20 protein-coding genes and 1 pseudogene are annotated in these 25,347 nt (G+C 58.1%); 7 read left to right on the plus strand and 14 right to left on the minus strand.

Annotation, left to right across the window (positions count from 1 at the left end; all coding sequences use genetic code 11):
- Nucleotides 1-248, minus strand: a pseudogene (locus tag BM155_RS07070) (transposase); the annotation flags it as partial.
- 304 nt (nucleotides 249-552) lie between these two features.
- On the opposite strand from BM155_RS07070, the gene BM155_RS07075 reads away from it, so the two are divergent.
- A complete protein-coding gene (locus tag BM155_RS07075; protein ID WP_074902054.1) occupies nucleotides 553-1,095 on the plus strand; it encodes a hypothetical protein in 543 nt (180 codons plus the stop codon).
- A gap of 708 nt (nucleotides 1,096-1,803) precedes the next feature.
- On the opposite strand, the gene BM155_RS07085 is transcribed toward BM155_RS07075, so the two are convergent.
- The 10 genes from BM155_RS07085 to BM155_RS07130 all read right to left on the minus strand — a co-directional run bounded on the left by BM155_RS07085 (nucleotide 1,804) and on the right by BM155_RS07130 (nucleotide 15,859).
- On the minus strand, nucleotides 1,804-3,396 hold the full coding sequence (locus BM155_RS07085) for a hypothetical protein (RefSeq protein WP_074902058.1): 1,593 nt from the start codon (nucleotides 3,394-3,396) through the stop codon (nucleotides 1,804-1,806).
- Nucleotides 3,393-5,525 (minus strand): DUF4175 domain-containing protein, encoded by a 2,133-nt coding sequence (locus tag BM155_RS07090; RefSeq protein ID WP_139223174.1) that lies wholly within the window; start codon nucleotides 5,523-5,525, stop codon nucleotides 3,393-3,395. The genes BM155_RS07085 and BM155_RS07090 overlap by 4 nt, the downstream gene beginning before the upstream one ends.
- Nucleotides 5,518-6,669 (minus strand): BatA domain-containing protein, encoded by a 1,152-nt coding sequence (locus BM155_RS07095; RefSeq protein ID WP_074902063.1) that lies wholly within the window; start codon nucleotides 6,667-6,669, stop codon nucleotides 5,518-5,520. Before BM155_RS07095 ends, BM155_RS07090 begins: the two co-directional genes overlap by 8 nt.
- Before the next feature lies 1 nt (nucleotide 6,670).
- Entirely contained in the window at nucleotides 6,671-7,579 is a 909-nt protein-coding gene (locus BM155_RS07100; RefSeq protein WP_074902066.1) for a DUF58 domain-containing protein, read from the minus strand.
- 17 nt (nucleotides 7,580-7,596) lie between these two features.
- Nucleotides 7,597-8,607: an AAA family ATPase gene (locus BM155_RS07105; protein WP_074902068.1), complete on the minus strand. Its 1,011-nt coding sequence runs from the start codon at nucleotides 8,605-8,607 to the stop codon at nucleotides 7,597-7,599.
- Between the two features lie 6 nt (nucleotides 8,608-8,613).
- Nucleotides 8,614-9,324 carry a DUF4159 domain-containing protein gene (locus BM155_RS07110; protein ID WP_074902071.1) on the minus strand — a complete coding sequence of 237 codons (711 nt, stop codon included), beginning with the start codon at nucleotides 9,322-9,324 and terminating at the stop codon, nucleotides 8,614-8,616.
- A gap of 134 nt (nucleotides 9,325-9,458) precedes the next feature.
- Nucleotides 9,459-11,090: a TldD/PmbA family protein gene (locus BM155_RS07115; RefSeq protein WP_067150096.1), complete on the minus strand. Its 1,632-nt coding sequence runs from the start codon at nucleotides 11,088-11,090 to the stop codon at nucleotides 9,459-9,461.
- Nucleotides 11,091-11,118: 28 nt separating this feature from the next.
- Complete coding sequence (locus BM155_RS07120) at nucleotides 11,119-12,450, minus strand: TldD/PmbA family protein (RefSeq protein WP_074902074.1); 1,332 nt, start codon at nucleotides 12,448-12,450, stop codon at nucleotides 11,119-11,121.
- A 103-nt stretch (nucleotides 12,451-12,553) separates the two neighbouring features.
- Entirely contained in the window at nucleotides 12,554-14,197 is a 1,644-nt protein-coding gene (locus tag BM155_RS07125) for a TldD/PmbA family protein (protein WP_231902424.1), read from the minus strand.
- A gap of 264 nt (nucleotides 14,198-14,461) precedes the next feature.
- Entirely contained in the window at nucleotides 14,462-15,859 is a 1,398-nt protein-coding gene (locus BM155_RS07130; protein ID WP_074902077.1) for a nicotinate phosphoribosyltransferase, read from the minus strand.
- A gap of 175 nt (nucleotides 15,860-16,034) precedes the next feature.
- On the opposite strand from BM155_RS07130, the gene BM155_RS07135 reads away from it, so the two are divergent.
- The 6 genes from BM155_RS07135 (at nucleotide 16,035) to BM155_RS07160 (ending at nucleotide 20,960) form a co-directional block, all read left to right on the plus strand.
- Complete coding sequence (locus BM155_RS07135; RefSeq protein ID WP_067150106.1) at nucleotides 16,035-16,490, plus strand: hypothetical protein; 456 nt, start codon at nucleotides 16,035-16,037, stop codon at nucleotides 16,488-16,490.
- Between the two features lie 29 nt (nucleotides 16,491-16,519).
- The gene (locus BM155_RS07140; RefSeq protein ID WP_067150109.1) at nucleotides 16,520-17,188 is read left to right on the plus strand and encodes a PspA/IM30 family protein; all 669 of its coding nucleotides are present in this window, start codon (nucleotides 16,520-16,522) and stop codon (nucleotides 17,186-17,188) included.
- Entirely contained in the window at nucleotides 17,188-17,847 is a 660-nt protein-coding gene (locus tag BM155_RS07145) for a YqiJ family protein (protein ID WP_067150112.1), read from the plus strand. Before BM155_RS07140 ends, BM155_RS07145 begins: the two co-directional genes overlap by 1 nt.
- Nucleotides 17,848-17,850: 3 nt before the next feature.
- The gene (locus BM155_RS07150) at nucleotides 17,851-19,560 is read left to right on the plus strand and encodes a flotillin family protein (RefSeq protein WP_067150115.1); all 1,710 of its coding nucleotides are present in this window, start codon (nucleotides 17,851-17,853) and stop codon (nucleotides 19,558-19,560) included.
- A gap of 114 nt (nucleotides 19,561-19,674) precedes the next feature.
- On the plus strand, nucleotides 19,675-20,643 hold the full coding sequence (locus BM155_RS07155) for a DnaJ C-terminal domain-containing protein (RefSeq protein WP_067157219.1): 969 nt from the start codon (nucleotides 19,675-19,677) through the stop codon (nucleotides 20,641-20,643).
- A gap of 2 nt (nucleotides 20,644-20,645) precedes the next feature.
- Complete coding sequence (locus BM155_RS07160) at nucleotides 20,646-20,960, plus strand: chaperone modulator CbpM (RefSeq protein WP_197463020.1); 315 nt, start codon at nucleotides 20,646-20,648, stop codon at nucleotides 20,958-20,960.
- A 48-nt stretch (nucleotides 20,961-21,008) separates the two neighbouring features.
- On the opposite strand, the gene BM155_RS07165 is transcribed toward BM155_RS07160, so the two are convergent.
- The 3 genes from BM155_RS07165 to BM155_RS07175 all read right to left on the minus strand — a co-directional run bounded on the left by BM155_RS07165 (nucleotide 21,009) and on the right by BM155_RS07175 (nucleotide 25,333).
- Entirely contained in the window at nucleotides 21,009-21,992 is a 984-nt protein-coding gene (locus BM155_RS07165) for a calcium/sodium antiporter (RefSeq protein ID WP_067150118.1), read from the minus strand.
- A gap of 155 nt (nucleotides 21,993-22,147) precedes the next feature.
- Nucleotides 22,148-23,518 carry a serine hydrolase domain-containing protein gene (locus BM155_RS07170; protein WP_074902079.1) on the minus strand — a complete coding sequence of 457 codons (1,371 nt, stop codon included), beginning with the start codon at nucleotides 23,516-23,518 and terminating at the stop codon, nucleotides 22,148-22,150.
- Nucleotides 23,519-23,776: 258 nt separating this feature from the next.
- On the minus strand, nucleotides 23,777-25,333 hold the full coding sequence (locus BM155_RS07175; protein ID WP_067150123.1) for a tryptophan halogenase family protein: 1,557 nt from the start codon (nucleotides 25,331-25,333) through the stop codon (nucleotides 23,777-23,779).
- Nucleotides 25,334-25,347: the final 14 nt, after the last annotated feature.

A 25,347-nucleotide genomic window follows, 5' to 3' on the forward strand; every position in this document is an offset into this window, starting at 1 on the left:
GCCTTCTGGTTCTTCGAAGCCACGTACTTCATCGAATTGCGGATCTGGTGGATCACGCAGTGCTGGATCTCTGTCTTGGGGTAGATACTCTCGATGGCTTCGGGGAAGCCCTGGAGGCCATCCACACAGGCGATCAGGATATCTTTGACCCCGCGGTTGTATAAGTCGGTCAGAACGCTCAGCCAATGGTGTGCGCCTTCCTGGTCGGACAAGTAGAGTCCCAGCAGCTCTTTCTTGCCTTCGATGCACACAGCGGGAGACGTAGTGATAGTAGGGCATAGCTTGAAGATAGATCAGGGATTTGCGTGGACGCTCCATTTTAGCTATTCATTTGTGTGTATAGTTGAACGTTGTTTTCTATGAGATAAGAAGTTTTGCAATATTACTGGCGTCGAACAGTTTTTGGGTTGTGGGTGTCCATAATTCGCATGTTAGAGCCTCAGCGGAGTATCCGATACTATGCACTTTTTGCACGGATCTCTGCACTCCCATTTTCGTGCAAGGCACGCATAATGTAATCTATCTCTGTACACGACTTCATGCGGAGGAATAGTGAAAGTAATTTATCTAATACCTTTAATTTTGTTTATTGCTGAAATCGCTTCTGCGAACGAGTTGGTTATTTCATACGCGCCATCAGCTACCGTTAAAGATTATATATATGAAAGCGATAAGAACGGCAGTTCGTATTCGAGATTGAGCCTGGATTCTGGAACAGGCAAAGGTGTACGCTGGATTCCCCGCTCCAAATTATATTACATCGATTTTTCTGTGCTTGAGTCAGAAAGCGGGGGGCAAGGTGAGAATCACCGCAGCTATAAATCCGTATCGGCTGGCGCCCGTTTTATACAGGATTTCATTATTAACGAAGATGTAAATGCATATTTAGGTTGCACTACTGGGGTTGGAGCAGCTGAATTTAGTACTGAGCGAAATAAAATAAGATCTTTCGCTGAGGCTTCCTTTAAGGGTGGAGTCGTATTTAAAGATACATTTACTGTTGGTCCTGAAGTGAAATTCCAGTTTGTTGGAACTCCTGGTGAGACCGCGGCACGTGTCCTGTTATTCAATGTTAATGCGGGCCTCAGATTCTGAATCTGTAACAAGTAAGTCCAGGTGATGCCATAGGCACGTCTGATTCAGGTGTTAAGTTATAGTTATCTAAAAGAGGGGTTTTGCCTGTGTGGTTTTGGTTGATCATCAGTATATCCATGGCTTTATTGTTCTGTTGGTATATATCCCCAGTTAGAAACAAAGAGCCCACTAAAATTCAAAAAATAATCGCCATTACATGGATTGTGTTTCGCCGTGTAATAAGTTTTACAGGTGCTCTTTTCGGCATTCTTTGTATTTATATACTATTATCCAGCACAGGTACAATCATTGAAAAAATACTCGGAAGTATAGTGATTCTGTGTCTTTCCTTATTCTTTATCTATGTTGGCATTGTGGGTCAAGGACGAAATCAATATGACTTTCGCGACGATTTGAGTCTCTATGCCAAAATCAAAGAAAAATATGGTATTCGCTGGTAAAAATAAAGTAATGAACAAAATTGGACACCCGTAAATCAGCATATGGCAAAGCGTTGGGAAAGTGGAGAACCTAATATGAGAAATAATGATTGACATTGAATTTAAAGTCAGAAGATACATTACGGAGTTTTCTGAGGTAGTGTTCAGAATTCTGAACACTACCCAAAGAGCCTCACAGACTGATGTATTTCCCCAAGCATTCCGGGAAGCGGATTGCTAGTGCTGATAGCATTCCGCTCTGGTGATTGCTAAAGATTCCTGTATCCTCTCAACGCAACGAACTCCGCTCCCACCACCAGCTAAACGTCAGTAGCAGTATCAACGCCAGTACAATCCAGTTCCGCGGTAGTTGAGATCGCGGTACCTCCTTATCTTTCGTTGGGCCCAGCCTTGCGCTGGCCATTTGCTGTGTATCCGCGTGGGCGATGGCTTGCTGCCACTGTGGCCAGGCCTCGCTGGGGAATACATAGAAATGGAACGCCTCACTGTCCGGGCCGACGCGGTGCCAGCCGGATTTTTGTGGCCACCAGGAGTAACAGGTGTCATTGCCACCGGGTAGCGCCACGCCGGTTAGGGGGGCTTCCACACCTTCGTTATTTACGGGTATCAATTTGGGTACGGTGCCGACGAATGCTGGGCTGCAGAGGGTTACCCGCTGTCGTGCCAGAGGCAATTGCGTCTTCAGCGCTATCGGTGTGTGGTCGCCGCGGTATGTCAGCTGGTGGTCGAACAGGGTTTTCCACAGGCGGGAGTACTCCGCCGCAAATCCACCGGTGGTCCAACGGTAGCTGTCTCCGAAGAGTACAAAGCCGAGAGACTGATCCGGGGTGATACGGGCCCAGTAGATCGGCGCTGTGCCGAGCTGGATGTCTGTGGGGCGCGCGTATTGAGGACCGTAACCGCTGAGGGCCAGAGGCGGCGCCTTGTCCGCCATTGGGAAATCGGTTTTGGGGGCTGATAAGGCAACCAGCTGCATTCCTTGCGCGCGGGTGTAATCGAGGAAGCCGCGCGGACTGTCTGGGTTTACCAGCCACAGTAAGGATCGGTTCTCGGCCAGCTTCGCTAGATTTTGCCGCTGAGACAGGTCCAGTCGCGGCCACAGGCGGCTGTCCAGTATTAGCAGGTCGAAGGGGCCCTCGGGGTCCAGTAGTTGCCGGTTCTGTGTCTCCACGCCGTTAAACGACTCGCGCCGCAGAACTTCCGGCGCTAATTGTGTGATGACTCTGGTGGGGGTTCCGGACTGGCGCAGCCATCGGGACAGGGCGGCGCTCTCAAATCCCGGGCGGGCGAGCCACAGTAAAACGGTGGGTGGCTCCGGCGCCAGCACCTCTACGGGCAGCGGCTCCCTGCGCACGCTGGTGGCACCGTCGCTCTCTGTTTCGAATCGCAGCTGGTAGAGCCAGCGGCCGGGAAGTTTTGGGGTGTGGTTGAGTGTTGTCTCACTGCTTTTCGGGTCGAGAGGCGCCGTGTCCACAGTGTTGCCGAAAGGATCTTCGAGAAAGATTCGGCTCGCTGTTTTACTGTTCTGGGCTATACGCAATTGCAGCGGTTCTCCCAGTGACAACCGCTGCGGCCAGCTGATTTGCCAGGTTTGCGCGTCGATTGCTGTTTTCGTCGGCAGCCGGGTCGGCGGCAGATCGCGCAGCGCATCTCGGTTTTGCGGCAATTCGATTTGCGGTGTGTCGGTGGTGTTTGTCGGCAGCAGTGCCGGGGGCGTTACGAGCAACCACACAAGTCCCCAGATGGCGATTTGCAGCAGGGCACTGGCTGTGCGGCGGGCGCCGCTTGTTTTTTGCCGGACAACTTGTAGCAGGGATATTCCCAGGGCGGCGATACAGACGGCGGCGATCCAGGAATTCATTCGCGGCCTCCATTCTGTTGGCGCAGCCAGTGGTCAAAGCTGCCCGCGGCTGCGCGCTCTCGCGGCAGAGACGGCAGCGCCTGAGGTGCTGGCAGTAATTGATATAAGAGTGCGGAAAGCTGCCGGCGGCAGTCGCTGCAGTTTGTTCTCTGCTGGTACAGGCGCAGGTTTTTCGACAATTCCAGCTTTAGTTGCGGTTGCTCGCGCACTTGTGTCAGCGACAGCAGCGCTTCCACAGTATCGCTGTCCAGCGCATCTCCTGCGCGCACCTGATGCAGCAGCTGCTCGAGCTGCTCCCGTTCAGGAGCGCTGCGCTGGGCGCTCAATGGCGGCGGCTTAACGTCCCCCCGCTCGCCACTCAGGCGCCTTTCCTCATCCAGGGGCGGTGGCTCAAAACCGACCCGCTGTAAGTAGATACGCGAGGCCTGCTGTACTTCCTTGATATAACGCAGGGCCCGGTGCTGATGGGGCAGGGAAGCCTGGGGATCTATCACCGATAGTTCCCGGTGAGAGCTCCACATGGCATTGAGCGCGCTGCGCAGCAATTCTTTGGTTTGCGGGTCGAACAGCGTTGCGTGCTCGGAACTGTCGTGCTGATGGCCTGCGGCGGCGACTACGCCGCTGGCGTCGCCGAATTGCTGCGGCGAGGGTGGATGTCCTTCTTCGTGTTCTTCGTGTGACGCGTGGTCATCACCGTGCGCCGCGTCGCCATCGCTGTGTTCCAGCTCTGAATCTTCTTCGCCGAGGAAACGGCCGTAGCGCATGCGCAACAGGTTCTGTTCGTAGGCGAGGGATTGCGAGCGCTTGCGAAATGCCGCTTCACTGAGTTGTTGCCGCTCAGCGATCAGCGCCTCGGTATCGATAATCAGCTGGCGCTGGCTGCGGAAATATTCCGGCAGCACTTTTATCGCCATACCTTCCGCGTCACTGAGACCGAATATCTCTTCCTGTGGCCAGCGCACAATAAAGTGCTGGCTCTTGCTCAAATTCGGTTCCGGTTCCCGGTTATCGCGCGCCTGCAGAAACCAGTAGAGCTCATCGCCTGGCTCTACGGTGTAGCGGTCCAGCGGCAGGGTGAAGCGATAGCGCGTGGCGCCGCCCTCAGCGTGAACCGCTTCTAATGCGATTGTGTCGTTTCTGAAACGGACATTTTCGCCGTCTCCGCTCGCCAGGGTGATCAGCAGTTCCGTTCCTGCCACCTGGAAATCATCCCGCACCGTGACATCCACCTGCAGGCGGGGCAAGGCGCTGTTATCGGCCACCAGAATATTGTCCCTTGGCAGGCTGAAGGAGAATTCGGGCGGCCGGTCGCTTTGGATTTCGATATTGTGAATTTCCGGCAGTAGCGTTTCTGCCGCGCCAAGGCGCGCGGAAAGCTGATAAAAGTCCGCCGCCGCCATTGTTCGTGTCAGTTGCCAGTGACGGCTGGGGAGGGGCTCCGTAGCGGTAAAGTCAAAGCGCGTTTTGGCGGCGAGCATCGCCAGTGAATCGGTGGGCTGATTCAGGGTAATTCGCCAGGTGACACTGGACTGTTCCGGCGCGCGCACCTCCAGTGATTGTGTCAGTAGCGGCAGCTTTGTGTAGGCGGGCGGGCGGACTTCTGTGATGGCTTCCACCACGGCTATTGCTGACGGCGGCACTGCGTCAGTGCGCGCGCCCGCAGCGCTGCTTGCTTTGCGCTCGGGCAGGCCGGTGAATGCGGCGGCCAACAGCAGCCCGAGACAGGCGCCAGCGGCATTGATCACCGCGCTGCGGTGCCAGGCCGGGCGGAAGTTTTTCAGTGCGCCGCTGTCCAACAGCTGTTGCAGTGCGGTGGCGGTGCGCTGCCGCTGCAGTTGCGCAAGCGGGCTCAGGTGCTCCGGCGCTTGCTCGAGCAGTGCGCTGCTGTCCTGCAGGGCGGTAAAGTGGCTGTCCAGCCGGCGGCAGATTTCTGTGCTGGAAATACGCCAGTTTCGGTCCAGGAACAGGGCCAGCAAAATTACACCCAGCAGAGCCGGGGGAATCCAGTTCGGCCACTGCAACAGAGACACAGAGATTGCGCCCGCCAGTAGCCAAAAATAAGGCTGGAGGCTGGTGCCGCGCCAGCGGATGGTGGCTTTCCGAAGCAACTGGTAAGCGCGATCAGCCACGTTTTTCACCTCCCTCTACCGGGCGCGCCAGCGCGATGCAGCGCTCCAGTGCGAGCAGCAGTACCAATGCGAGCAGCAGCCACTGTGAGAGCGACACCCAGTGCGAGCCTTGCACTTCTGTATCGGGCACGGCAATGCCCGGTGGCGCGGCGGCGGACCAGAGGCCGCGATGCTGTGTCTGCAGCGCCCAGTCCTGTTCGAACCATTGTTGCCACAGGTTTTCCGGCAGTGCGGGGCGCCGGAAAAACGCCTCCTGGTGCCAGTCCTGTGTGTAGCGCAACCAGCTGCCGCGGCCGAGCGCGGCGGCCTGTGGCCCTTTATTTCCTGCGATTTCGACAAAGTGTATTTCGGGTTGCGCACGTACACGCTGACCGGTGATCAGCAGACCGCCCGCGCGGACGAATTCCTCCAGTGCCGCCGGCAGGGGCCCGGCGTTGTTGTAGATCAGCCAGTCCTGTTCGCTCGCGTTGACAGCGTCTGTTGTGTCCAGTTTCTGTAGTTCCAGTTGCGGCGCTTTGGTATCGCGCAGTTGTTGCAGCGCAGCGGCGAGCCAGGGCGGTTCCGGGCCCAGCAGAGCCAGTCTGGGCAGTACTGCGGCACTTTCCGTTTGCGCCGTTTCCAGCGTGTGCCACTGCCAGTGGGGACTGACTTGCAGGGCGCTGTGGCCGGCGGGGTTTTGCGCGCTGCGCAGCAGGATATGGGCGCGGCGGAATTTGCCGGCAGTGGCCAAGGTGGACAGGGTTTTCCACAGATCGACGGGCTGCGGTTGCGGCTCGGAAACCGGTACCGGCTCCGCCTGCAGCCAGAAGCTTTCCGCAAAGGGCGGCGCCTGTTTGAGAAATTCCTTCAGCTGCGCCTCTTCAATACGGGGGTCCACCAACAGAATATTGCCGTCCGCAGGGCTTTGGTCGCGCCAGAGGGGCTGTGACAACAGCAGCGCGAGTAGCGCAAGCAGCAGCATGCGCAACAGCAGCAGCCATTTATCTCGCAACAGCAGCCGCTTGCGGGAGGAGCGTTTTTTCTCCAGCCACTGGACTGCGGCGAAGGTGATCTCCCGCGATGCGTTGCGGCGAAACAGGTGGATCAGCAGTGGAATTGCCAGGGCGCCGAGCAGCCAGAGCCATTGGGGAGAGAGCCATTGCATCTCAGCCGATACCTCCGCCAAACCTGGAGTGGGCGCGGATAAAACGGCGCAGTGACTGTTCCAGGGGTTCTTCTATCGTCACGCTGGTGAGCGGGCATTCCTGAGCGGCAAAGCGCGCGGCCAGTCGGTTCTGCGCCGCCGCGAATGCGCGCAGGTAATCGGCGCGCTGGGCTTTGGCATTGAGCTCGATGATCGCCGGCGATTCGGGATTGCGAATTTTCAAATCGCCGTCGAACGGAAATGTTTTCTCGGCTTCCACCAGCAGCTGCAGCGGCAGGCAGGGGCGGCCGGCGGCGTGCAGGCGCGTGGCGAAATCGCTGATTTCGGTTGTATCCGAGGGCTCGAAAAAATCGCTTATCAGCACCACTTGGCAGGGCTTCTCGAAATGTTGCCAGACGGTTTCCAGCTGTGCCTGTGCGGGCCAGTGGCCACCGGCCTGCAGTTGCTGCAGCTCCAGCACCAGGCGCCGGTGGTGGGCTTCGCCGCGCCCCTCGGTGATATGGCGGTTGCCGCTGTCACTCAGCGCCAGCAGGGAAAAGCGGTCCCCCTGGTTGTGCAGCAGCCAGCAGAGGGTGGCGATCCAGCATTTGGCGTACTGCAATTTGGTCAGCTGCGGGTGGATAAAGCTCGGTTGCGCCATGGAGGCGCTGGTATCGAGGGCGATGCAGACGTGCATCTGGCTCTCCTGTTCCGCCTCGCGCACATAGTAGCGGTCCGAGCGCGCGAACAGCTTCCAGTCGATATGGCGGATGGAGTCGCCGGGCTCGTAGCTGCGGTACTGTTGAAACTCGATACCGGCACCGCGTTGGTGGCTGTGCTGGGCGCCCAGCAGCATGCCCTCGGCGATATGGCGGGACAGCCACAGCAGATCGCGGGTGCTGGCCAGTATCAGTGGATCTGTGAATTCCAAGGTTCGCCTTCCGAGGGTCAGTTGCGCCCGGGCTCGGGCACAAAGTCGAGGAGCTCCCCCAGTACCCGCTGCACCGAAACACCATCCGCCTGGGCCTGAAAGCTGAGCAGTATGCGGTGGCGCAATACCGGCAACAGCAGAGTGCGGATATCTTCCCGGGTGACGGCGAGACGCCCCTTGAGCAGGGCGCGCGCTTTGGCGGCCAGTATCAGTGCCTGACCGGCGCGGGGGCCGGCGCCCCATTTGATCCACCGCTGCAGGTCGTCATTGCCTTTCTCGCCGCCACGGGTGGCGCGCACTAGCTGGGCGACATAGCGGTAGAGGTCGTCGCTTATGGGGATTTCGCGCACCAGCTTTTGTATTTCCAGCAGTTCGTCGGCGTTCAGGCAGGGCTCCGGTTTTGCCGCCGTGCCGCCAGTGGTTGTGCGCAGTATCGCAATCTCGTCTTCTTCGCTGGGGTAGTCGATATGGATATTGAGCAGGAAGCGGTCCAGCTGAGCTTCCGGCAGCGGGTAAGTGCCCGCCTGTTCGATCGGGTTTTGCGTCGCCAGTACGAAGTAGGGGGCCGGCAGCGCCATGGTTTCACCGGCTACGGTGACCGCGTACTCCTGCATGGATTCCAGCAATGCGGCTTGGGTTTTGGGCGGTGTGCGGTTGATTTCGTCCGCCAGCAGAATGTTGGTGAAAATTGGCCCTGGCTGGAATTTGAAAAACCGTTTGCCGGTGGAGTGGTCTTCCTCGAGTATCTCGCTGCCGAGAATATCCCCCGGCATCAGGTCCGGTGTGAACTGCACCCGTTTGAATGCCAGCTCGCTGCAGTCCGCCAGTGTTTTCACCAGCAGTGTCTTGCCGAGGCCGGGAACACCTTCGAGCAGTGCGTGGCCGCGGGCCAGCAGGCAGATGAGCAGTTGCTCAATAATCTCCTCTTGGCCGACGATCGTCTTGCCAATTTCCCCTTTTAGTTTTTCCAGTCCTTTCAGGTGCTGTTCTATGCGGCCTTCAATGGACGCCGGTGTACTTGTCTGCATATGGATTCAGCTTGTCAGTGCGTAGATAACGATGTTTACGGCGAATTTTGTGTTGTCGATGGCCAGCCAGCGCTTGTTTCGGTAGTCGTAATCCCATTCGCAGCCGAAGTCTTTGTTGCTGTAGAGCACGGCGATGCGGCCGTTGACCATAATTGCTTTCAGGTAGTCGTGCACCAGGTCGTCGCCCCAGCCGTTTAGTTCAAAGCTGGTTACCGGCAGTTCGTCGAACTGGAAAAAGCAGTGGTAGAGGTCGTGGTCGTCCGGCAATTTTTGCAGGCAATTTTCACCGAACAGTTTATCCATCTGCGCTTCAAAGGATTTTGCGAAAAGGCCGTCGATATCGTGGTTGCAGTCGTCCACGAAGACAAAGCCGCCGCGGTTGACATAGTCGCGGAAGTTGCGCGCCTCCGCCGGGGTAAATTCCACCAGTTTGTGCCCGGATAGATAGCAAAAAGGCGCGAGCAGCATTTTGGGGTCGGCCAGCGGCACTATGTGTTCGGTGGGGTCGACCTTGAGATTGGTGTACTCCACCAGCGAGTTCAGCAGGTTGGACGGCATGCGCTGATCCACGTCCCAGTCGCCGGACTCGTACATCAAGCGGGTGAAGTAGAAGTCGTAGTGCTGCCGGGAATCTTCCGCGCGCAGGCCGATCGGTAGTGCGGCAGCGCAACTGCCCAATATCAGGCGGCGGAGAAATTCCTTGCGGGTGAGAGACACGTTTACTACTCAGAGATATCTGTGGTGTATCGGCAAAAGCGGCAATCGTCATGCCTCGGCAGACACGGCACCCCGTGTCGGGATGTCGTGTCTGCAGCTGGCACTGAAATGCAAAGCAGTGCCCATGCCAGTGATTAACCCAATTTGCGTTTGGTATTGATCACATTGACGCCGTTAAAGCGCGCGGTTGCACTGCCATGGGATACGGCGCTGACCTGTTGCGGTTGCCCCTTGCCATCGAAGAAAGAGCCGCCCAAGCGGTAGTCCCGCTTGTCACAGATCTGTGAACAGGCATTCCAGAACTCCTGGGTGTTCGACTGGTAGGCGACATCTTCCAGCATACCGGTGATTTTGCCATTCTCGATTTCGTAGAACAGCTGGCCGCCGAACTGGAAGTTGTAGCGCTGCTGGTCGATTGAGAAGGAGCCGTCACCAATGATGTAGATGCCTTTTTCCACATCCTTGATCATGTCTTCCACGCTGAGTGTTTCTTTGCCCGGCATCAGCGATACGTTGGGCATGCGTTGGAACTGCACGCTGGACCAGCTGTCGGCATAACAGCAGCCGTGGGAAGCCTTTTGGCCGAGCATGTGTACCTGATCGCGGATCGCCTGGTAGTTGACCAGTACACCGTCTTTCACTAACTCCCAGCTGCCAGTTTTCACGCCCTCATCGTCGTAGCCGACCGCGCCCAGGGAGCCGGGCTGCACTTTGTCTGCCACGAAGTTGACCTTGTCGCTGCCGTACTGGAATTTTCCGCTGCGCCACTTGTCGATGGTGGCAAAAGAGGTTCCGGCGAAATTAGCCTCGTAGCCCAGCACCCGGTCCAGCTCCAGCGGGTGGCCGACGGATTCGTGGATGGTGAGCCACAGGTGGCTGGGGTCCAGCACCAGGTCGTATTTTCCCGGCTTAACGGATTTGGCGCTGAGCTTTTCCCGCGCCTGTTCGGCGGCCAGGCGCGCGTCTTCAAGCATGTCGTAGGAGTCGCGGTACAAAACGGTCTGAGATTGAATCTTGTCTTCTTTGCGGCCGTCCAGGTACTCGAAGCCCCTGCCCACCGGTTGACTCAGGCCCCGGCGGCTGCGGAAAGCCCCACTCTTTTTGTCCACTGCGGTCACTTCAAAGGGGGCCCACAGGCGGTGAACGTCCTGGTCGATATAGGAGCCGTCGGTGGAAGCGAAATACTTCTGCTCGTTGACCAGGAACAGCATGGAATTGACAAAATCGGCACCGGAATCCAGGGCGGCCTTGTTGACCTCCATCAGCAGGTCCACCTTTTCCGCCAGCGGCATTGCGATGGCATTTTTCTGGATGGGGGTGCGCCAGCTGACTTCCCCAAAACCTTTCTGTTTCGCCAGTTGTACCGGTTCTTCCTGATAGCGGGAATTGGCCTTGGCCGTGGCTACCGCCTGGGCGGCAGCGCGGCTGATACCGTCCACGGTCATATCATTGGTGGCGGCGAACCCCCAGGTGCCATTGGCGATCACACGCACGCCCATACCGAGGGACTCGGTATTGACGACGTTTTGCACTTTCATCTCGCGGGTGATGACAAACTGGTTCAGGTAGCGGCCGATACGCACGTCGGCGTAGCTGGCGCCCAGCTTGGTGGCGGTATTGAGTGCCGCGTCCGCAAGCTCTTTTTTCACCGCTATATCGATCCCGCTCTGTGTCAGTTTGGCTTCCGCCACGGCAACGCCGGACAGCGGCAGCATGGAAAAACCGAGGCCGGCACCACTCAACTGCAGGAATTTTCTTCTGTCCATTTTTCTGTTCCTCATTTGCGTTGCGCGGTCAAACAGCGTCGGAAAGACTGCTGAAGGTAAAGTCGCGCACCTTCAGCGCTGGGATCATCGCCGAGAAGCCTCCCATCCCCACCCGTTGGGGGCGACCCATATCCTCGATATTGTTGAGCATAATGACCGGGCTCTCATTGAAGCGGAAATTCTTGATGGGATATTTAATTTTTCCGTTCTCGATATAGAAGGTCCCGTCGCGGGTCAGACCGGTCAGGAGCAGAGATTGCGGGTCCACCATACGGATATACCAGGTGCGGGTAACCAGCACACCGCGGCGGGTTTCCTTGATCAGCTGTTCGGTGGATTTATCACCACCGGCCATGATCAGGTTACTCGGCCGCGGCACGGGCTCCGCTTTGGTTTTTTGTGCCCAGTAGCGGCTGCGCGGCAGGTTGCGGACTACGCCGTTCTTTATCCAATCGATTCGTGACAGTGCCATATGGTCTTCATCGGACCAGGGCTGCGCCGGCACATTCGGGTCGGTGGGATCGGAATAGAGGTGTACGCGCTTGTCGAACATCTTCTCGCCGATGCGGTTGCCGCCGCCTTTTTTACTCATAAAGCTGCGGCCTTCATCCGCTGTGCGCGCGTCCGCCGACCACATCATAAATCCGAGCAGGCCGGACACTGCGCTGGGCTCCAGGATGACCGTGTATTTTCCCGGTTCCAATGCGCGCGCCTGTTGGGATTCAACGGCTTTCTGCGCGGCGATGCGGGAGGTGGCGCCAGTATCCATGGTGGCGAAGTCGGTGACATCGCTTTGCGCCCAGCCGGAACCCTGGCCGTTTTCGGTGCGCATGGTCACGGTAAAGTTGGCCGAGGTGGAGGCGTGGTAGCCGAACAGTCCCTCAGTGTTGGCCACGGCGGCGAAGGTGCGTGTGTCCTCGAGGAAGCCTGCGGCCACTACCTTCTGTTTCTTTGCTGCCGCAATGGAATCCGCGGCTGCCTTGGCGCGCTGGTCCGGCGTGATTTCCGCGGTGGATTTGGCGAACGCATTAACGGGTAGATATTTCTGCGCGCCCAGTAGGGGCATGGACTCCGGATTATCCGGAGACAGTTTAGCCAGCTCTTCTGCGCGCCGCATGACTTTTTCCAATGCGGCATCGCTGAATTCGTTGATGGTGGCGATACCGGACTTTTTGCCGAAGCGCGCCTCCACAACCAGCTCGATATCATTAACGATACCGCTGGTGGACACACTGTTGCGGGCGTAGCGGATATTGCCGGTTTCGCTGCCGGAAAGCTGCGCGCTGGCAGCCTCGGCCTTGCTGTATTTCAGCACTTTATCGAGTATCTGCTTTGCTTCACTTCTGGATAATATGGCCATTGAATGTTCTCCAATTCTTTATTTTTTTACGTGCCCACTGGAAAAGATTTTAGTAATTTCGCGTGAGCACATCTGAGCGAGTGAGAGCGCCAGTGTGTACGGGCTAGGAAATCCTGCGCTTGGTATTAATGACATTGACTTTGTCAAAGCGGGCCGTTGAGCAACCGTGGGAAACCGCGCTCACTTGGCTCGGCTGGCCTTTGCCATCAAAGAATGTGCCGCCTAGACGGTAGTCGCTGCTGTCGCAGATCGCCGAGCAGGCATTCCAGAACTCCTGGGTATTCGACTGATAGGCGACGTCTTCTACCTGGCCGACAATTTCCCCGTTTTTGATTTCATAAAACAGTTGTCCGCCGAATTGGAAGTTGTAGCGTTGCTGGTCGATGGAGTATGAGCCTCGGCCAATGATGTAGATGCCTTTTTCCACATCACGGATCATGTCCTTGGGCGAATACTTTTTCTCTCCCGGCGCCAGGGAAACATTGGGCATGCGCTGAAACTGCACGCTGGACCAGCTGTCCGCGTAGCAGCAGCCGTGGGATTCTTTCTGGTCGAGCATGTGTACCTGATCGCGGATAGCCTGGTAGTTCACCAGAATGCCGTTTTTAATCAGGTCCCAACGCTTGGTTTTTACACCTTCGTCATCGTAGCCGACCGCGCCCAGGGAGCCCGGCTGGGTTTTATCGGCAAAAATATTCACTTTGTCGCTGCCGTATTGGAATTTTCCGCTGCGCCACTTGTCGAGGGTGGCGAAGGAAGTGCCGGCATAGTTGGCTTCGTAGCCCAGTACCCGGTCCAGCTCCAGTGGGTGGCCGACGGACTCGTGAATAGTGAGCATCAGATGCGAGGGGTCCAGTACCAGGTCGTACTGACCGGGTTTAATAGACTTCGCGCCGTGCTTGGCCCTGGCTTGTTGGGCGGCGAGACGGGCATCCTCGATCATGTCGTAGGAATTCCGGTAGAGCACTGTCTGGCCGTGAATCTTGTCCGCTTCGCGTCCATCGAGATATTCGTAGCCGCGCCCCACGGGATCGCTAAAGCCGTTGCGGGTTTTGAAGGTACCGCTTTTCTTGTCCACCGCGGTCACTGTCATGGGGGCCCACAGGCGGTGCACATCCTGGTCGATATAGGAGCCGTCGCTGGAGGCGAAGTATTTCTGTTCGTTGACCAAATACAGTGTGGAGTTGATGAAGTCCGCGCCGGCCACCATAGCCGCATTGTTGACCTCCATCAGAAAATCCACTTTTTCGCTGATAGGCACTTCGAAAGCGTTTTTCTCAATCGGTGTTTGCCAGCTGACTTCCCCCACGCCTTTCACTGGTGCCAGCTGCACCGGTTCCTTTTGGTATTTGGCGTTGGCGCGGGCTACGGCCACCGCCTGACGTGCGGCTTTGGCAATACCGTCCGGCGTCAGGTCGTTGGTGGCGGCAAAGCCCCAGGTGCCGTCGGCGATCACGCGGATGCCCGCGCCGAAAGACTCGGTGTTAACAATATTTTCCACACGGGTCTCGCGGGTGATAACGAACTGGTTTAAATAGCGGCCGATGCGCACATCGGTGTAGCTGGCCCCGGCCTTGCGCGCTGTGTTCAGCACCACGTCCGCCAGAGCTTTCTTACTGCGAGCATCCATGCCCTCATTGGTCAACTGTGCTGCGGTGACCGGAGTCCCGTAGACCGGTAGAAGTATGCCGCTGGCGCCGACACCAGCGATTTTGAGAAAACGTCGTCTGTCTATTCTTGTATCCATGTCTCTCCCCAGGTTCCCGGCCACGGGGCCGACAGAAACCTTGTTTGTTGTTATTGCTTACACACAATTGCAAAACAGATTGCAAAAAAAGCGCCACAGCGCGCAAAAGCAGGCCAGTACAAGGCCGAAGCTCAGTGCGTTGGTTGGGAGCAATGCGACAAGTAATCGCGGCAGGAAGGGTTTGTAAAGGTGCAATTCGTTGAAAGGACGCTATGCGGGGGCGAGCTGAAAGGGGGCTGGTATCCACTGAAGCCGTGATATTGCCTATCCACCCCTCAGTGGAATCTGCGCGCGGTGCCGCACTTCCTCAAATCGTGTTTCGCGCAGCAGCTGCCCGTCTCGATAAACGGGCTCTAGCAGGTTTTTTCGCCGCCCCAATTCGTCCAGAGCAATGGTCACCATCTGGCCTGCGTTGTTACGCACCAGTGCCAGGCGCCCGCACCTGGATTTTTTTTCTGGCCCGGTGCGCGGATTTTTACAGATACCGTGCCAGTGTCCGTTGATGCGGATCGCATTGGCTTTCATGGCGAAGTTCATTGTGTCGCGGTGCAGTTTCTGCAGCAGTTCACCGCCCATGCCAAAGGTGATATTTTCTGCGCTCTGTTTTCGCGTCTTCATTGCCTGCAGGATTTTGGGGATGGAGTGGCGGGAGATACCATCGCCCTGAATGATGCGGATAAAGTCCGGCAGCACCCGGTAACCCTTGCGGTTTGTGCGCGCACCAAATATACGCATTAACCGTTCCAGGCTTTCGGTAACCATTTTCACCGGTTCGCCGGAGTCCGGGCGTATCACCAGAGTGCCGCCGTTTTGGATCACCCGCTCTCTGAGCGCCCCACCCCAGATGGTGTCAATGGCGCTCCAAATATCGTAGCTGTCGCTGACCACTGCCACGACTCTGTCCGGACCGGCAAAGTGGTCGAGCATATTTGCATAGGCGGCGGCCTCTCCGGGCCTGCCCCAGGCGGTGATGGTGCTGTGTTCGGCGGCGGGGATTGAGAAGCCGGCCATGTCTGCCCCGTAGTATTTGTGCGCCGCTATCACTCCTGAGACAGTATCCGTACCCTGAAAATTGACCAGATGGGCCATGCCGCCGAGCATCGCCGTTTCGAGACTGCTGGCGCCACGGGCGCCGAAATCGTGCAGTTTGAATGGAAGGCTTTTGAGAGAGCCTGCGGTTTCCTCCAGGTATTTGGCGATGACTTTTTTTATTTCACGGCTCTGAGTGGCAACGGTTGCCGGGTACCAGATGGCGCGCAGCAGCGCTGTCTCAATATACGTGGTCAGCCAGAAGCAGGCGGGGCAGGTGTTGACTACCTGCAACATCACATTGTGCAGGGGCACCACTGTGCCCTCGGGAACCGCGGATATTTCCAGCGGTAGCAGGCCCGCGTGAGCTTGAAGAATATGCTCCCAGCCGGCCCGGTGGCAGGGCAGGCCGTGGGCGTGGAGCAGCTGCTCCGCCTCGTCGATATCTGCCGCCGATATGGGCTTCAGCAGATACTGCTTGATAAATGCCTGCAGGCCGAAGAAAACCGCTTCCGGAAATTCGCCACCACGACACTCGATGTAACTACTTACATACTCGCTACCCGGCGGATACTGTAGGTAGTGACTGGCTTTGTAGCTGTCGACGTTGAGGATCAGGTTGTGTGCCGTCATGCGCAGAACCGGGGGCCGGCCCTTTGTCGCTGTTTATTGAGAAAGCAAAGCACAGGGGGCTCCGCCTGTCGTCCTGGCGTCAATTCCCACATAATGAGAAATCTCGCAAAGTATCGTTGACTGGCCAGACCTGCGTGTGTACTTTTGTATACATCACCGGTTAAAGGAATTGACCATGCTCAACAAGAGCCAATCCATATCAGCGCGTCTGTCGGCTGACGACTACGCCTATCTGATGTCTATCGACCGCAACGGTGCTGTCACGCAAAGCGAAAAGGTGCGCGAGCTGATCGCTATGGCGCGCGAATCCGTGGGCATGCAGAGCTTTGCCCGCGCCTACATCGCTTCCTCTGAATCCATATTGCCAATCAAGGCCCGCTGCGTTGAAGAGCGCGAGCGAAGCCTGCTGGTGGAGGCATTGCTGGACCTGCTCGCAGAGAGTGCGGCGGCAGTGCAGTCCTGCGCCGACAAGGAACCCATGACCCCGCTGTTGGAGCAGCGCGCGCTGGCCGCTGTGGAGGTATTCCTGGAAAAAATACGGTTGCTGGCCCTGCCGGGAGAGACGCGGACAGCGAATGCGGAAACGGCACAGCGCTTAAAAAAACAGCTTCATCGCTTATTGGAAAAATAGTTAAATCAACCGGACGGAAGGAGATAAAAATGAAAGAAGGACTGGTAAAACGCATTTCCCGAATCATATCCGCATCGGTGAACGCCCTGGTGGATTCAGTGGAAAACGCAACGCCGCAGCTCGTGATGGAACAGGCGATCCGCGAGATCGACGAAGCCATCCAAGATGTGCGCGACCAGTTGGGCAAGGCCGAGGCGGCCAAGTATCTGAGTAGTAAAGCGCTCAACGACGAGAACAGTCGTCACAGTAGCCTCGCGGAACAGATCGATATCGCGGTCCGGGAAGGGCGCGATGACCTGGCCGAGGTCGCTATCGCCAAGCAGATGGACATAGAGGCGCAACTGCCGGTACTGGAAAAAGCCATTGCCGACGCCGATGCCGAGATCAATGAGTTGAACGCTTATATCAGTGCGCTTCAGGGCAAAAAGCGCGAGATGCGCGAACAGCTGCGCGAATTTGCCAAAGCCAGCGAGCATGTTGCCGACGGCCCCAGCGGCGGAGAGCGCGGTACAAGCCGCACAACCGCGAACAAGGTGGATCAGGCCACCGATGCCTTCAACCGCGTGCTGGAGCGCGCGGGTGTGCCCACCGCCGAGTCCAGTGCGGATGCCGGCAAGCTGGCGGAGCTGGAAGAGCTGGCACGCAACAACCGTATCCAGGAGCGATTGGCGAAGATTAAGTCTGAGGCGAAGGTGTAATGGCGTTCCTGTTGCAGGACGGCAATCTGCTGTTTACCGGCGCCCTGGTACTGATGCTGATGATCGCTGTCCTCGAGGGCGTCATGACTCTGATCGGCTTCGGACTTTCGGAGCTGTTGGACAATCTGTTGCCGGACTTGGACTTCGATGTGGATGTGCCGGACGCCGAGGCCGGTGGCGTCTTGACCAGATTTCTCGGCTGGTTGCGTTTCGGAGAGGTGCCCGCGCTGATACTACTGGTGGCCTTTCTGGTTGGCTTTGGTATCACGGGCCTGACGATTCAGTTGCTTGTTGAGTCGGTGGTTGGTTTCCTGCTGCCGGGCTGGCTGCTCGCAGTGCCGGTATTTCTGCTGGCGTTGCCGCAGGTGCGCTTTGTCGGCAATCTGCTGCGTCGCTTTGCGGTGGGTGATGAAACCGAATCGGTTGGGCGCAGCTCTTTTGTCGGCCGCGTGGCGGTGATCACTATCGGCGAGGCCGCGGCCGGCTCACCGGCGGAGGCGCGCTTCAGCGACGAGTTTGGGACTACCCATTATGTGATGGTGGAGCCGGATGGCGATGAAACTTTCACTCAGGGGGAGAAGGTGTTGCTAGTGGAGGAGCGGGGAGCCAATTTCCGCGTAATACGGCCCTCCAGTAAACACCTCACAGAAAATAATTAGGAGATGAATAGCGTGAATGTGATCGAAAACTTTTCCACCATCTTGTTTATGGCCGGCGCAGTGCTGGTCGGCCTGATCGTTATAGGCGCTATTTTTGCGCGTCTCTACACCCGCGCTTCCAAAGAGCGCTCTTTTGTGCGCACTGGTATGGGGGGGCAAAAAGTCATTATGAATGGTGGCGCACTGGTATTGCCGGTGCTGCACGAAATCATCCCGGTGAATATGAATACCCTGCGCCTGGCTGTGTCGCGCAAGGAACACCAGGCGCTGATTACCAAAGACCGTATGCGTGTAGATGTGCTGGCGGAATTCTATTTGCGCGTAAAGCCTGATACGGATGCCATTGCCAATGCCGCCCAGACCCTGGGTTTGCGCACTCTGGACCCGGACGCATTGAAAGATATGATCGAGGGTAAATTCGTCGATGCCCTGCGTTCAGTGGCGGCGGAAATGCAGATGGCGGAACTGCACGAACAGCGCAGTCAGTTTGTACAGAAAGTACAGCAGGTGGTGTCCGAAGATCTGCTGAAAAACGGTCTGGAGCTGGAATCCGTTTCCTTGACCGGCCTGGATCAAACCCACAAAGAGTTTTTCAACCAGGACAATGTGTTCGACGCCGAGGGTCTGGCCAGCATGACCCGCTCCATCGAGGCGCGGCGCAAAGAAGTGAACGACGTCGAGCAGGAGACTCGCGTACAGATCGAAAAGAAAAACCTTGAGGCCGAGCGCCAGCGGCTGGAAATCGAAAAGGAAAAACGTTACGCGCACCTCGAACAGCAGCGCGAACTGGAAAACCGCGAAGCCGCTCAAAAAGCGGATATCGCCCGCGAACAGGCCGCCCAGGAGCGCGCCGCACGGCAGGCGGAGATCGAGGCTGAGCGGGAGGTGGATCAGGCGCGTATCGCCGCCGAGCAGGCCACCAAACTGTTGGAAATTGAAAAGGAAAAACGCCTGCAGGAACAGGAAATTGAGCGCGAGCGCATTCTTGAGGAGCAGCGCATTTCCAAGCAGAAGGCTGTAGAGATTGCCGAGCAGGAGCGCGCCATTGCCGTAGCGGAGAAATCCAAAGAGCAATCCATGGCCGACCAGCAGGCGAATGTGGCCTTGGCTGAGGCGGTAAAAGCTGAGGAACAAGTGCGTACGGCCAAAGATGTGGAAGCGGCCGAGCGTGATAAGCGCATTGAGATCATCGAGGCGCAGAAGGAAGCGGAACGCCAGGCTACCGCCATCAAGGTGGCCGCCGAGGCGGAGAAAGCTGCGGCAGAGGACAAGGCTGAGGCACTGCGCCTGCAAGCCGCCGCGGAAGCTGAAGCCATCCGTATTAAGGTGGAAGCCGACCGGGAGAAATACGCTGTGGACGCCGAGGGGCAGCGCCTGATGAACGAGGCATTGAACAGCCTCAGCGATGCACAGATCGCTCTGAAGCAGGTTCTCAGTCTGCATGAAAATCTGCCCCATATTATTCGCGAGAGCGTCAAGCCGTTGGAGAGCATCGAGGGAATGAAGATTATTTCCGTCGAGGGGCTGAATGGTGTCGATGGCCGCGCGGGCGGCGGAATTGTGGATGCCGATGGAGAGAGCCGGGGACAGAGTCTGCCTGAGGCCCTGGTGGGCAGCGCACTCAAACACCGCGCAATGGCCCCCTTGGTGGACTCACTGCTGAAAGAAGCCGGAGTTGGAGATTTCGCCAAGGTGGCGGAGTCGGAAGCCTAATTGCAAAGCCGCCCTTGTGGGCGGCTTTTTTTTGCAGTGGCATAATGATGGTTCGCGGCTCGGCTGCGTGTGGTTTTGTGGCAGAGCTGCCAATAATCAGCTTTGATGAATGCCATGGAATACAAAGACTACTATCAGATCCTCGGCCTGGAACGCGGTGCGGACCAGGCGGAGATCAAGCGCGCCTACCGCAAGTTGGCGCGCAAATACCATCCGGATGTCAGCAAAGAAGAAGAGGCTGAGGAGCGCTTCAAGGAAATCAGCGAAGCCTATGAAGTGCTCAAAGACCCAGAGAAGCGCGCTGCCTATGATCAGCTCGGCGCCGGTTACCAGCCCGGCGAGGAGTTCCGCCCGCCTCCCGGCTGGGATTCGGGTTTCGAGTTCCACGGCGGTGGCTATACGGAAGCGGATCCAGGGGCCTTCAGCGATTTCTTCGAGAGTCTGTTCGGCCGCGCGGGTGGCTTCGGGAATGCCTATGGGCGCGGATTCGGCGGAGCGCGCCGGCAGCCGTTCCACGCCCAAGGCGAGAATACCTACGCCAAGATCAACATCGACTTGGAAGACAGCTACCGGGGTGGCACCCGTCAGATCACCCTGAAGCATACAGTTCTCGGCGCGGACGGGCGGCCGCGGATCGAAGCGCGCAAGCTAAATGTGAAAATTCCCAAGGGAATTACCGAGGGCCAGCAGATACGCCTGGCGGGCCAGGGCGAGCCCGGTATTGGCGGGGGCCAGCCCGGTGACCTCTACCTGGAAATTCACTTCAATCCGCACAGACACTATTCCGTCGAAGGTAAAACCGTGTATCTCAACCTGCCGCTGTCTCCCTGGGAGGCCGCGCTGGGGGCTAGTGTTCAGGTGCCGACACCGGATGGCCCGGTTAACCTGAAGATACCGCCCAACAGCAAAGATGGCGGCAAGCTGCGTCTCAAGGGGCGCGGTATTCCGGCCAAGGTACCCGGTGATCTGTATGTGGTATTGAATGTGGTTGCCCCTCCCGCGGAAACCGAGGCGCACAGAGAGGCATACCGCCGGTTCAGCGAAGCATTTGACTTTAATCCACGCGTGGATATGGGAGGTTGACCATGGCGGCTATGAACCCCGAGGAAACCACTGGTCCAATTCTGGGTGAAGAGAGCGAACTTACCCTGGGTGAACTCTGCCGTGCCTGCGGTACGTCTGCGGAAGAAGTGACGGCACTGGTGGAGGAGGGCATTATCGAACCCCTAGGAAGTGGTACCCGCTGGCGCTTTAGCGGTGTCTGTATCCGTCGCGTGCGCAAAGTGTACTCCCTGAGGCGGGATCTGGGGGTGAACCTGGCCGGAGCTGCGCTGGCGATTGAATTGCTGGACGAGATAGAACGCCTGCAGGCTCGGTTGGCGCGCCTGGAGCGCCCCTGATTCACAAGTGTATGGGCGCTTCCAGGCGGCTGGTGTCCGCGGACCCGCTCAGGACAGCGCGGACTGGGTAATGGTCACTGCCAAGTAACTGTTGTACGCGATATAGGCCAGCAACAGCGCCGCGCCCTCGAAGCGGTTGATTCGCCCCGGGCCGCGGAAGCCGTAGCAGAAAACAAACAGGCCCACGGTCAGGCCGATCACCATCGGCCAGTCGCGCGACAGCACTTCCGGCGGCACGCTGGACATGGGCGCTATGGCGCCGGCGATGCCCACCACCGCCAGCAGGTTGAACATATTTGATCCCACTACATTGCCGATGGCGATATCGTGCTCGCCCTTGCGCGCGGCGATCAGCGTGGCGGCCAGTTCTGGCAGCGACGTGCCGAGCGCGACAATGGTGAGGCCGATGACCAGATCGCTGACACCCAGGGCCTCGGCAATGGTCACCGCGCCCCATACCAGAATGCGCGAGCTGATAATCAGCAGTGCCAGGCCAGCGGCCAGCCAGAATATGGCGCGGCCGAGTGTCATGGCGTGAATTTCCAATTCGCTTTCCACTTCGCCCTCAATCACATCGCCCTTGCCGGTCATCGCCGAGTAGATAGACCAGCCGATAAGAGCGAAGAAGCCCGCCAACAATAGCAGTGCTTCCCAGCGGGCGAGGGCGTCATCCCACAGGAAGAAGCCGCCCAACAGGGTGATCGCCAGTAAGAGCGGCAGCTCTTTGCGCACAATTTTTGAGTGCACTGCCAGGGGACAAAACAGGGCGGTGAAACCGAGGATCAATCCCGTGTTGGCGATATTCGAGCCATAGGCGTTGCCCAGCGCCAGCCCCGGGCTGCCGTCCAGTGCCGCCATGGCGGACACCACCATCTCCGGCGCGGAAGTGCCAAAACCGACAATCACCATACCGATCAGCAGTGTCGGCATGCCGGCGTGCTTGGCGGTGGCGGCGGCCCCCTCGACGAAGCGGTCGGCGCTCCAGACCAGCAGGGCGAATCCAGCGATGATGGCGAGCGCGGCGAGAAGCATAGGGGGTCCCTCAAGGAATTCGGCAAACGGGGGCCGATTGTACCGGCTTCGCGGGAGACCAAAAGGGCGATTGCCCAAAAATAACCATTGGGCCGCTATTTAAAGGCCGCTGGTGTGTGCACACCCTGGTGGCCGTTGCAGCTTGCGCGCGTGAATTAATCAGAGGCTACATCAGGCTGTGGCAGCAGGCCGGCAAAGTTCTCACCGGTGGGATAGCTGCCCGCGGACCAGCCCAGGCGAACAACTACCGTGTTGGTGGAGGGTGAAATCATCACAACCTGTTTGCGGTTGCCGAGCATAAAGTAGGCGTCCGCGGGCAGCTGCGGGTAGCGCAGCTCCTCCCCGCCGCTGTTGAGCCAGAACTGGTATCCATAGCGCGGTTCGTTGGCGCTGGTGTTGGGAGCCGTTGCCCGCGCCACCCAGTCCTCGCTCAATAGCTGTGCCCCCTCCCACTGACCGCGGTTTAACATCAGCAGGCCCAGGCGCGCCCAGTCGCGGGCAGAGGCATACAGATAGGAGCTGCCGACAAAAACACCGCTCGGGTCCATCTCGAAAACGGTGTGGGCCATATTCAGCGGTTGTAGAAGCTCCTGCCGCAGAAAATCCAGGCTCGCCTGCACGTCGCCGCCCAGGCGCTCGTGTATCCAGCGCGCGATGAGATTGGTGGTGCCGGACGAGTAGGAAAAGTGTTCGCCGGGTGTGTAGGTGGCGGGGCGCACCAGCGCGATATCTGAGGCACTGTGTGCGTTGAACAGCATCTCGGTGGCGTCGCTGCCGGGCGCGTAAGTCTCGTCAAAGTCCAGCCCGGAACTCATATGCAACAGGTCATCCAGGGCGATGCGCGCGCGCTCGTCGCTCTTCCATTCGGCGAAAACCGGCTTCACGGTACTGTCCGCCAAGCCCAGCGTCTCCAGGCGACCCTGCATGATGGCGGTCACGCTCTTGCCCATGGACCAGCCCAGTAGAGGCGTCTGGGCATCGATACCCGGCGCGTAGGCTTCAGCGGCAATGACGCCGTCCTGCACCACCAGCAGCGCCCGGGTATCCAGTCCTGCAGCATTGTCGCGGCTGAGGGTCGTCTCGACGCGCTTCTGCAAATCTACATTGATATGGGACGCGGTTTCCCCCTGTGGCCACTCCTCCCCATTACTGGTCAGCGGGGCCAACCGCACCCGGTCCAGCACACTGGTATCGCCGATGTCCAGGGTACAGCCGAGTCCGTCCCGGTAGCTGGCGCTGGCGTGTCCCAAGCCGAGCAACTCGGCGGTTACACGGTTGTCACCGTAGTGCAGATCCAGCAGCCGGTTGGCCGGCGAGTAGGATGCCAGGTCGTCGAGAATGCGGTTTTTATCCAGGCCGGAGATAAAGTAACCGGAACAGGCGAGCTTCGCCCCCATACCGGTGGCCACCCGTACGGCGGCACCCAGCTGGGTAACCGAGAACCCGAGTAGCTTGGGGGCCAGCAGCGCGAAGGTCAGGGCCACTGCTGTCAGGGCCGCAGTGGTGATGGTGATGGTTTTTTTCATTATGCCGCCATTCCCGCCGGTTGCCGATTGATTCCAGTGTGGATTGTATCGGCCGGAACGGATACGGAGACAGTCAATTGCGGACAGCCGTGGAATACTTGCGGAGTTTTTGATTCATTTACACGGGAGCTGCGCTGGGCGCCAAGGCGCTCAGGCAATGGGAAGGGGGGCAAAACCGTCGGACACAGGGAAAAATCCGACGGCACTACAGGGATGTACTCGAGCGTTTTTGCAATGCCCTGCCTGAGCGCTCCGCATTCAACGACTGCGGCTATGCGAATTAACCAGAGGTTCGCTAGGCGAAGGCGCGCGGCAATTCTGAGCAATAAATTCGTCATGTGTCGGCATTGCCTCTGCGCCCGAGCGCAGCAGTTCGCGCATTTCCCGCAACATGCCCAATACTTTTTGCGGTGTCTTGCCTTCCATCACCGGATGGTAGCCTTGCGGTTGGATACCCTGGCCCATTAGTACCGCCAGCCAGCTGGCCGTTTTAAACAAGTCTTCTTCACGCTCGAAGAAGCGGCCACGGTTGCGAAATAAAGCGATGCGATGTGTGAGCGTCTCCGGAACCGGCATTTCCCGGCAGTATTGCCAAAGCGGTTCACTGCGCTGGTTGGCGTGGTAGTGGAGGATAATGAAATCGCGGATGTACTCATATTCCCGGGCTGTTTGCCTATTGAATTCCTCGATATCCGCGGGATGCAGCTCGCGGCCCGGAAACAACAGCAGCAACCGCGAAATACTGGTTTGCACCAAGTGTATTGCGGTGGATTCAAGCGGTTCCATAAAGCCTGCCGCCAGTCCCAGAGCGACACAGTTTTTGTGCCAGAACTTTTTCCTGCGGCCGGTGGTGAAGCGCAATTGCCGAGGTTCCGCCAAGGCGCGTCCCTCGAGGTTTTGCAGCAGCGTCTCCACCGCCTGCTCGTCGGAGAGAAAGCGGCTGCTGTAGACAAATCCGTTGCCGGTGCGGTGCTGCAGCGGGATGCGCCATTGCCAGCCCCCTGCCGCTGCGGTGGAACGGGTGTAGGGCGCGGTAGGACCGACATTTTCCGAGGGTACTGCCACCGCACTGTTGGCGGGCAGCAAATGGGACCAGTCCTCGTAACCGACGTTTAGGGCACCGCCGATCAAGAGCCCGGCGAAGCCGGTGCAATCGATAAAAAAGTCGCCTTCAACCCGTTGTCCCGACGCCATCACCAGCTCGCGAATGGCACCGTCTTCTTTTCGCAGTGTTACATCTACAACCTGTCCTTCCTGCCGGCGTACCCCCAGCCGCTCGGCATAGTTCCGCAAAAATTTCGCATATAGACCGGCGTCGAAATGGTAGGCGTAGCCGAGTTGGGAGAGGATTGAGCGGGGGTCCGAGTTGGCGGGGAGAAAGCGCCCGCGTTCCGCGGCCAGCGTACACAGGGAATATTCCGACAGGTTGCCGCAATCTTCGAACCGGCTGCCATACAGCCAGTATTGATGGAAGGGAATGGAATCGAACTCGCGGCCATAGTGGCCAAAGGGGTGGAAGTAGCGGTTGTCGGCACTGCCCCAGCCGCGGAACTCAATGCCCAGTTTGAAGGTGGCCTGGGTGGCGCGGACAAATTCGGTCTCGTCGATGCCCAACATGCGATGAAAGGTATGGATAGTGGGAATGGTTGCCTCGCCCACACCCACGGTGCCAATAGCCTCCGACTCCACCAGAGTGATGGTGGAGCCACTGCCCGCGAGCACGCGCGCCAGTGCCGCCGCCGCAGACCAGCCGGCTGTGCCGCCACCGGCAATAACGATGTGGCGGATATTATTGTCGTGTGTCTGTTCTGTCATAACTATTCAAATAA

The organism is Microbulbifer thermotolerans (genome assembly GCF_900112305.1).
Lineage (GTDB): Bacteria > Pseudomonadota > Gammaproteobacteria > Pseudomonadales > Cellvibrionaceae > Microbulbifer > Microbulbifer thermotolerans.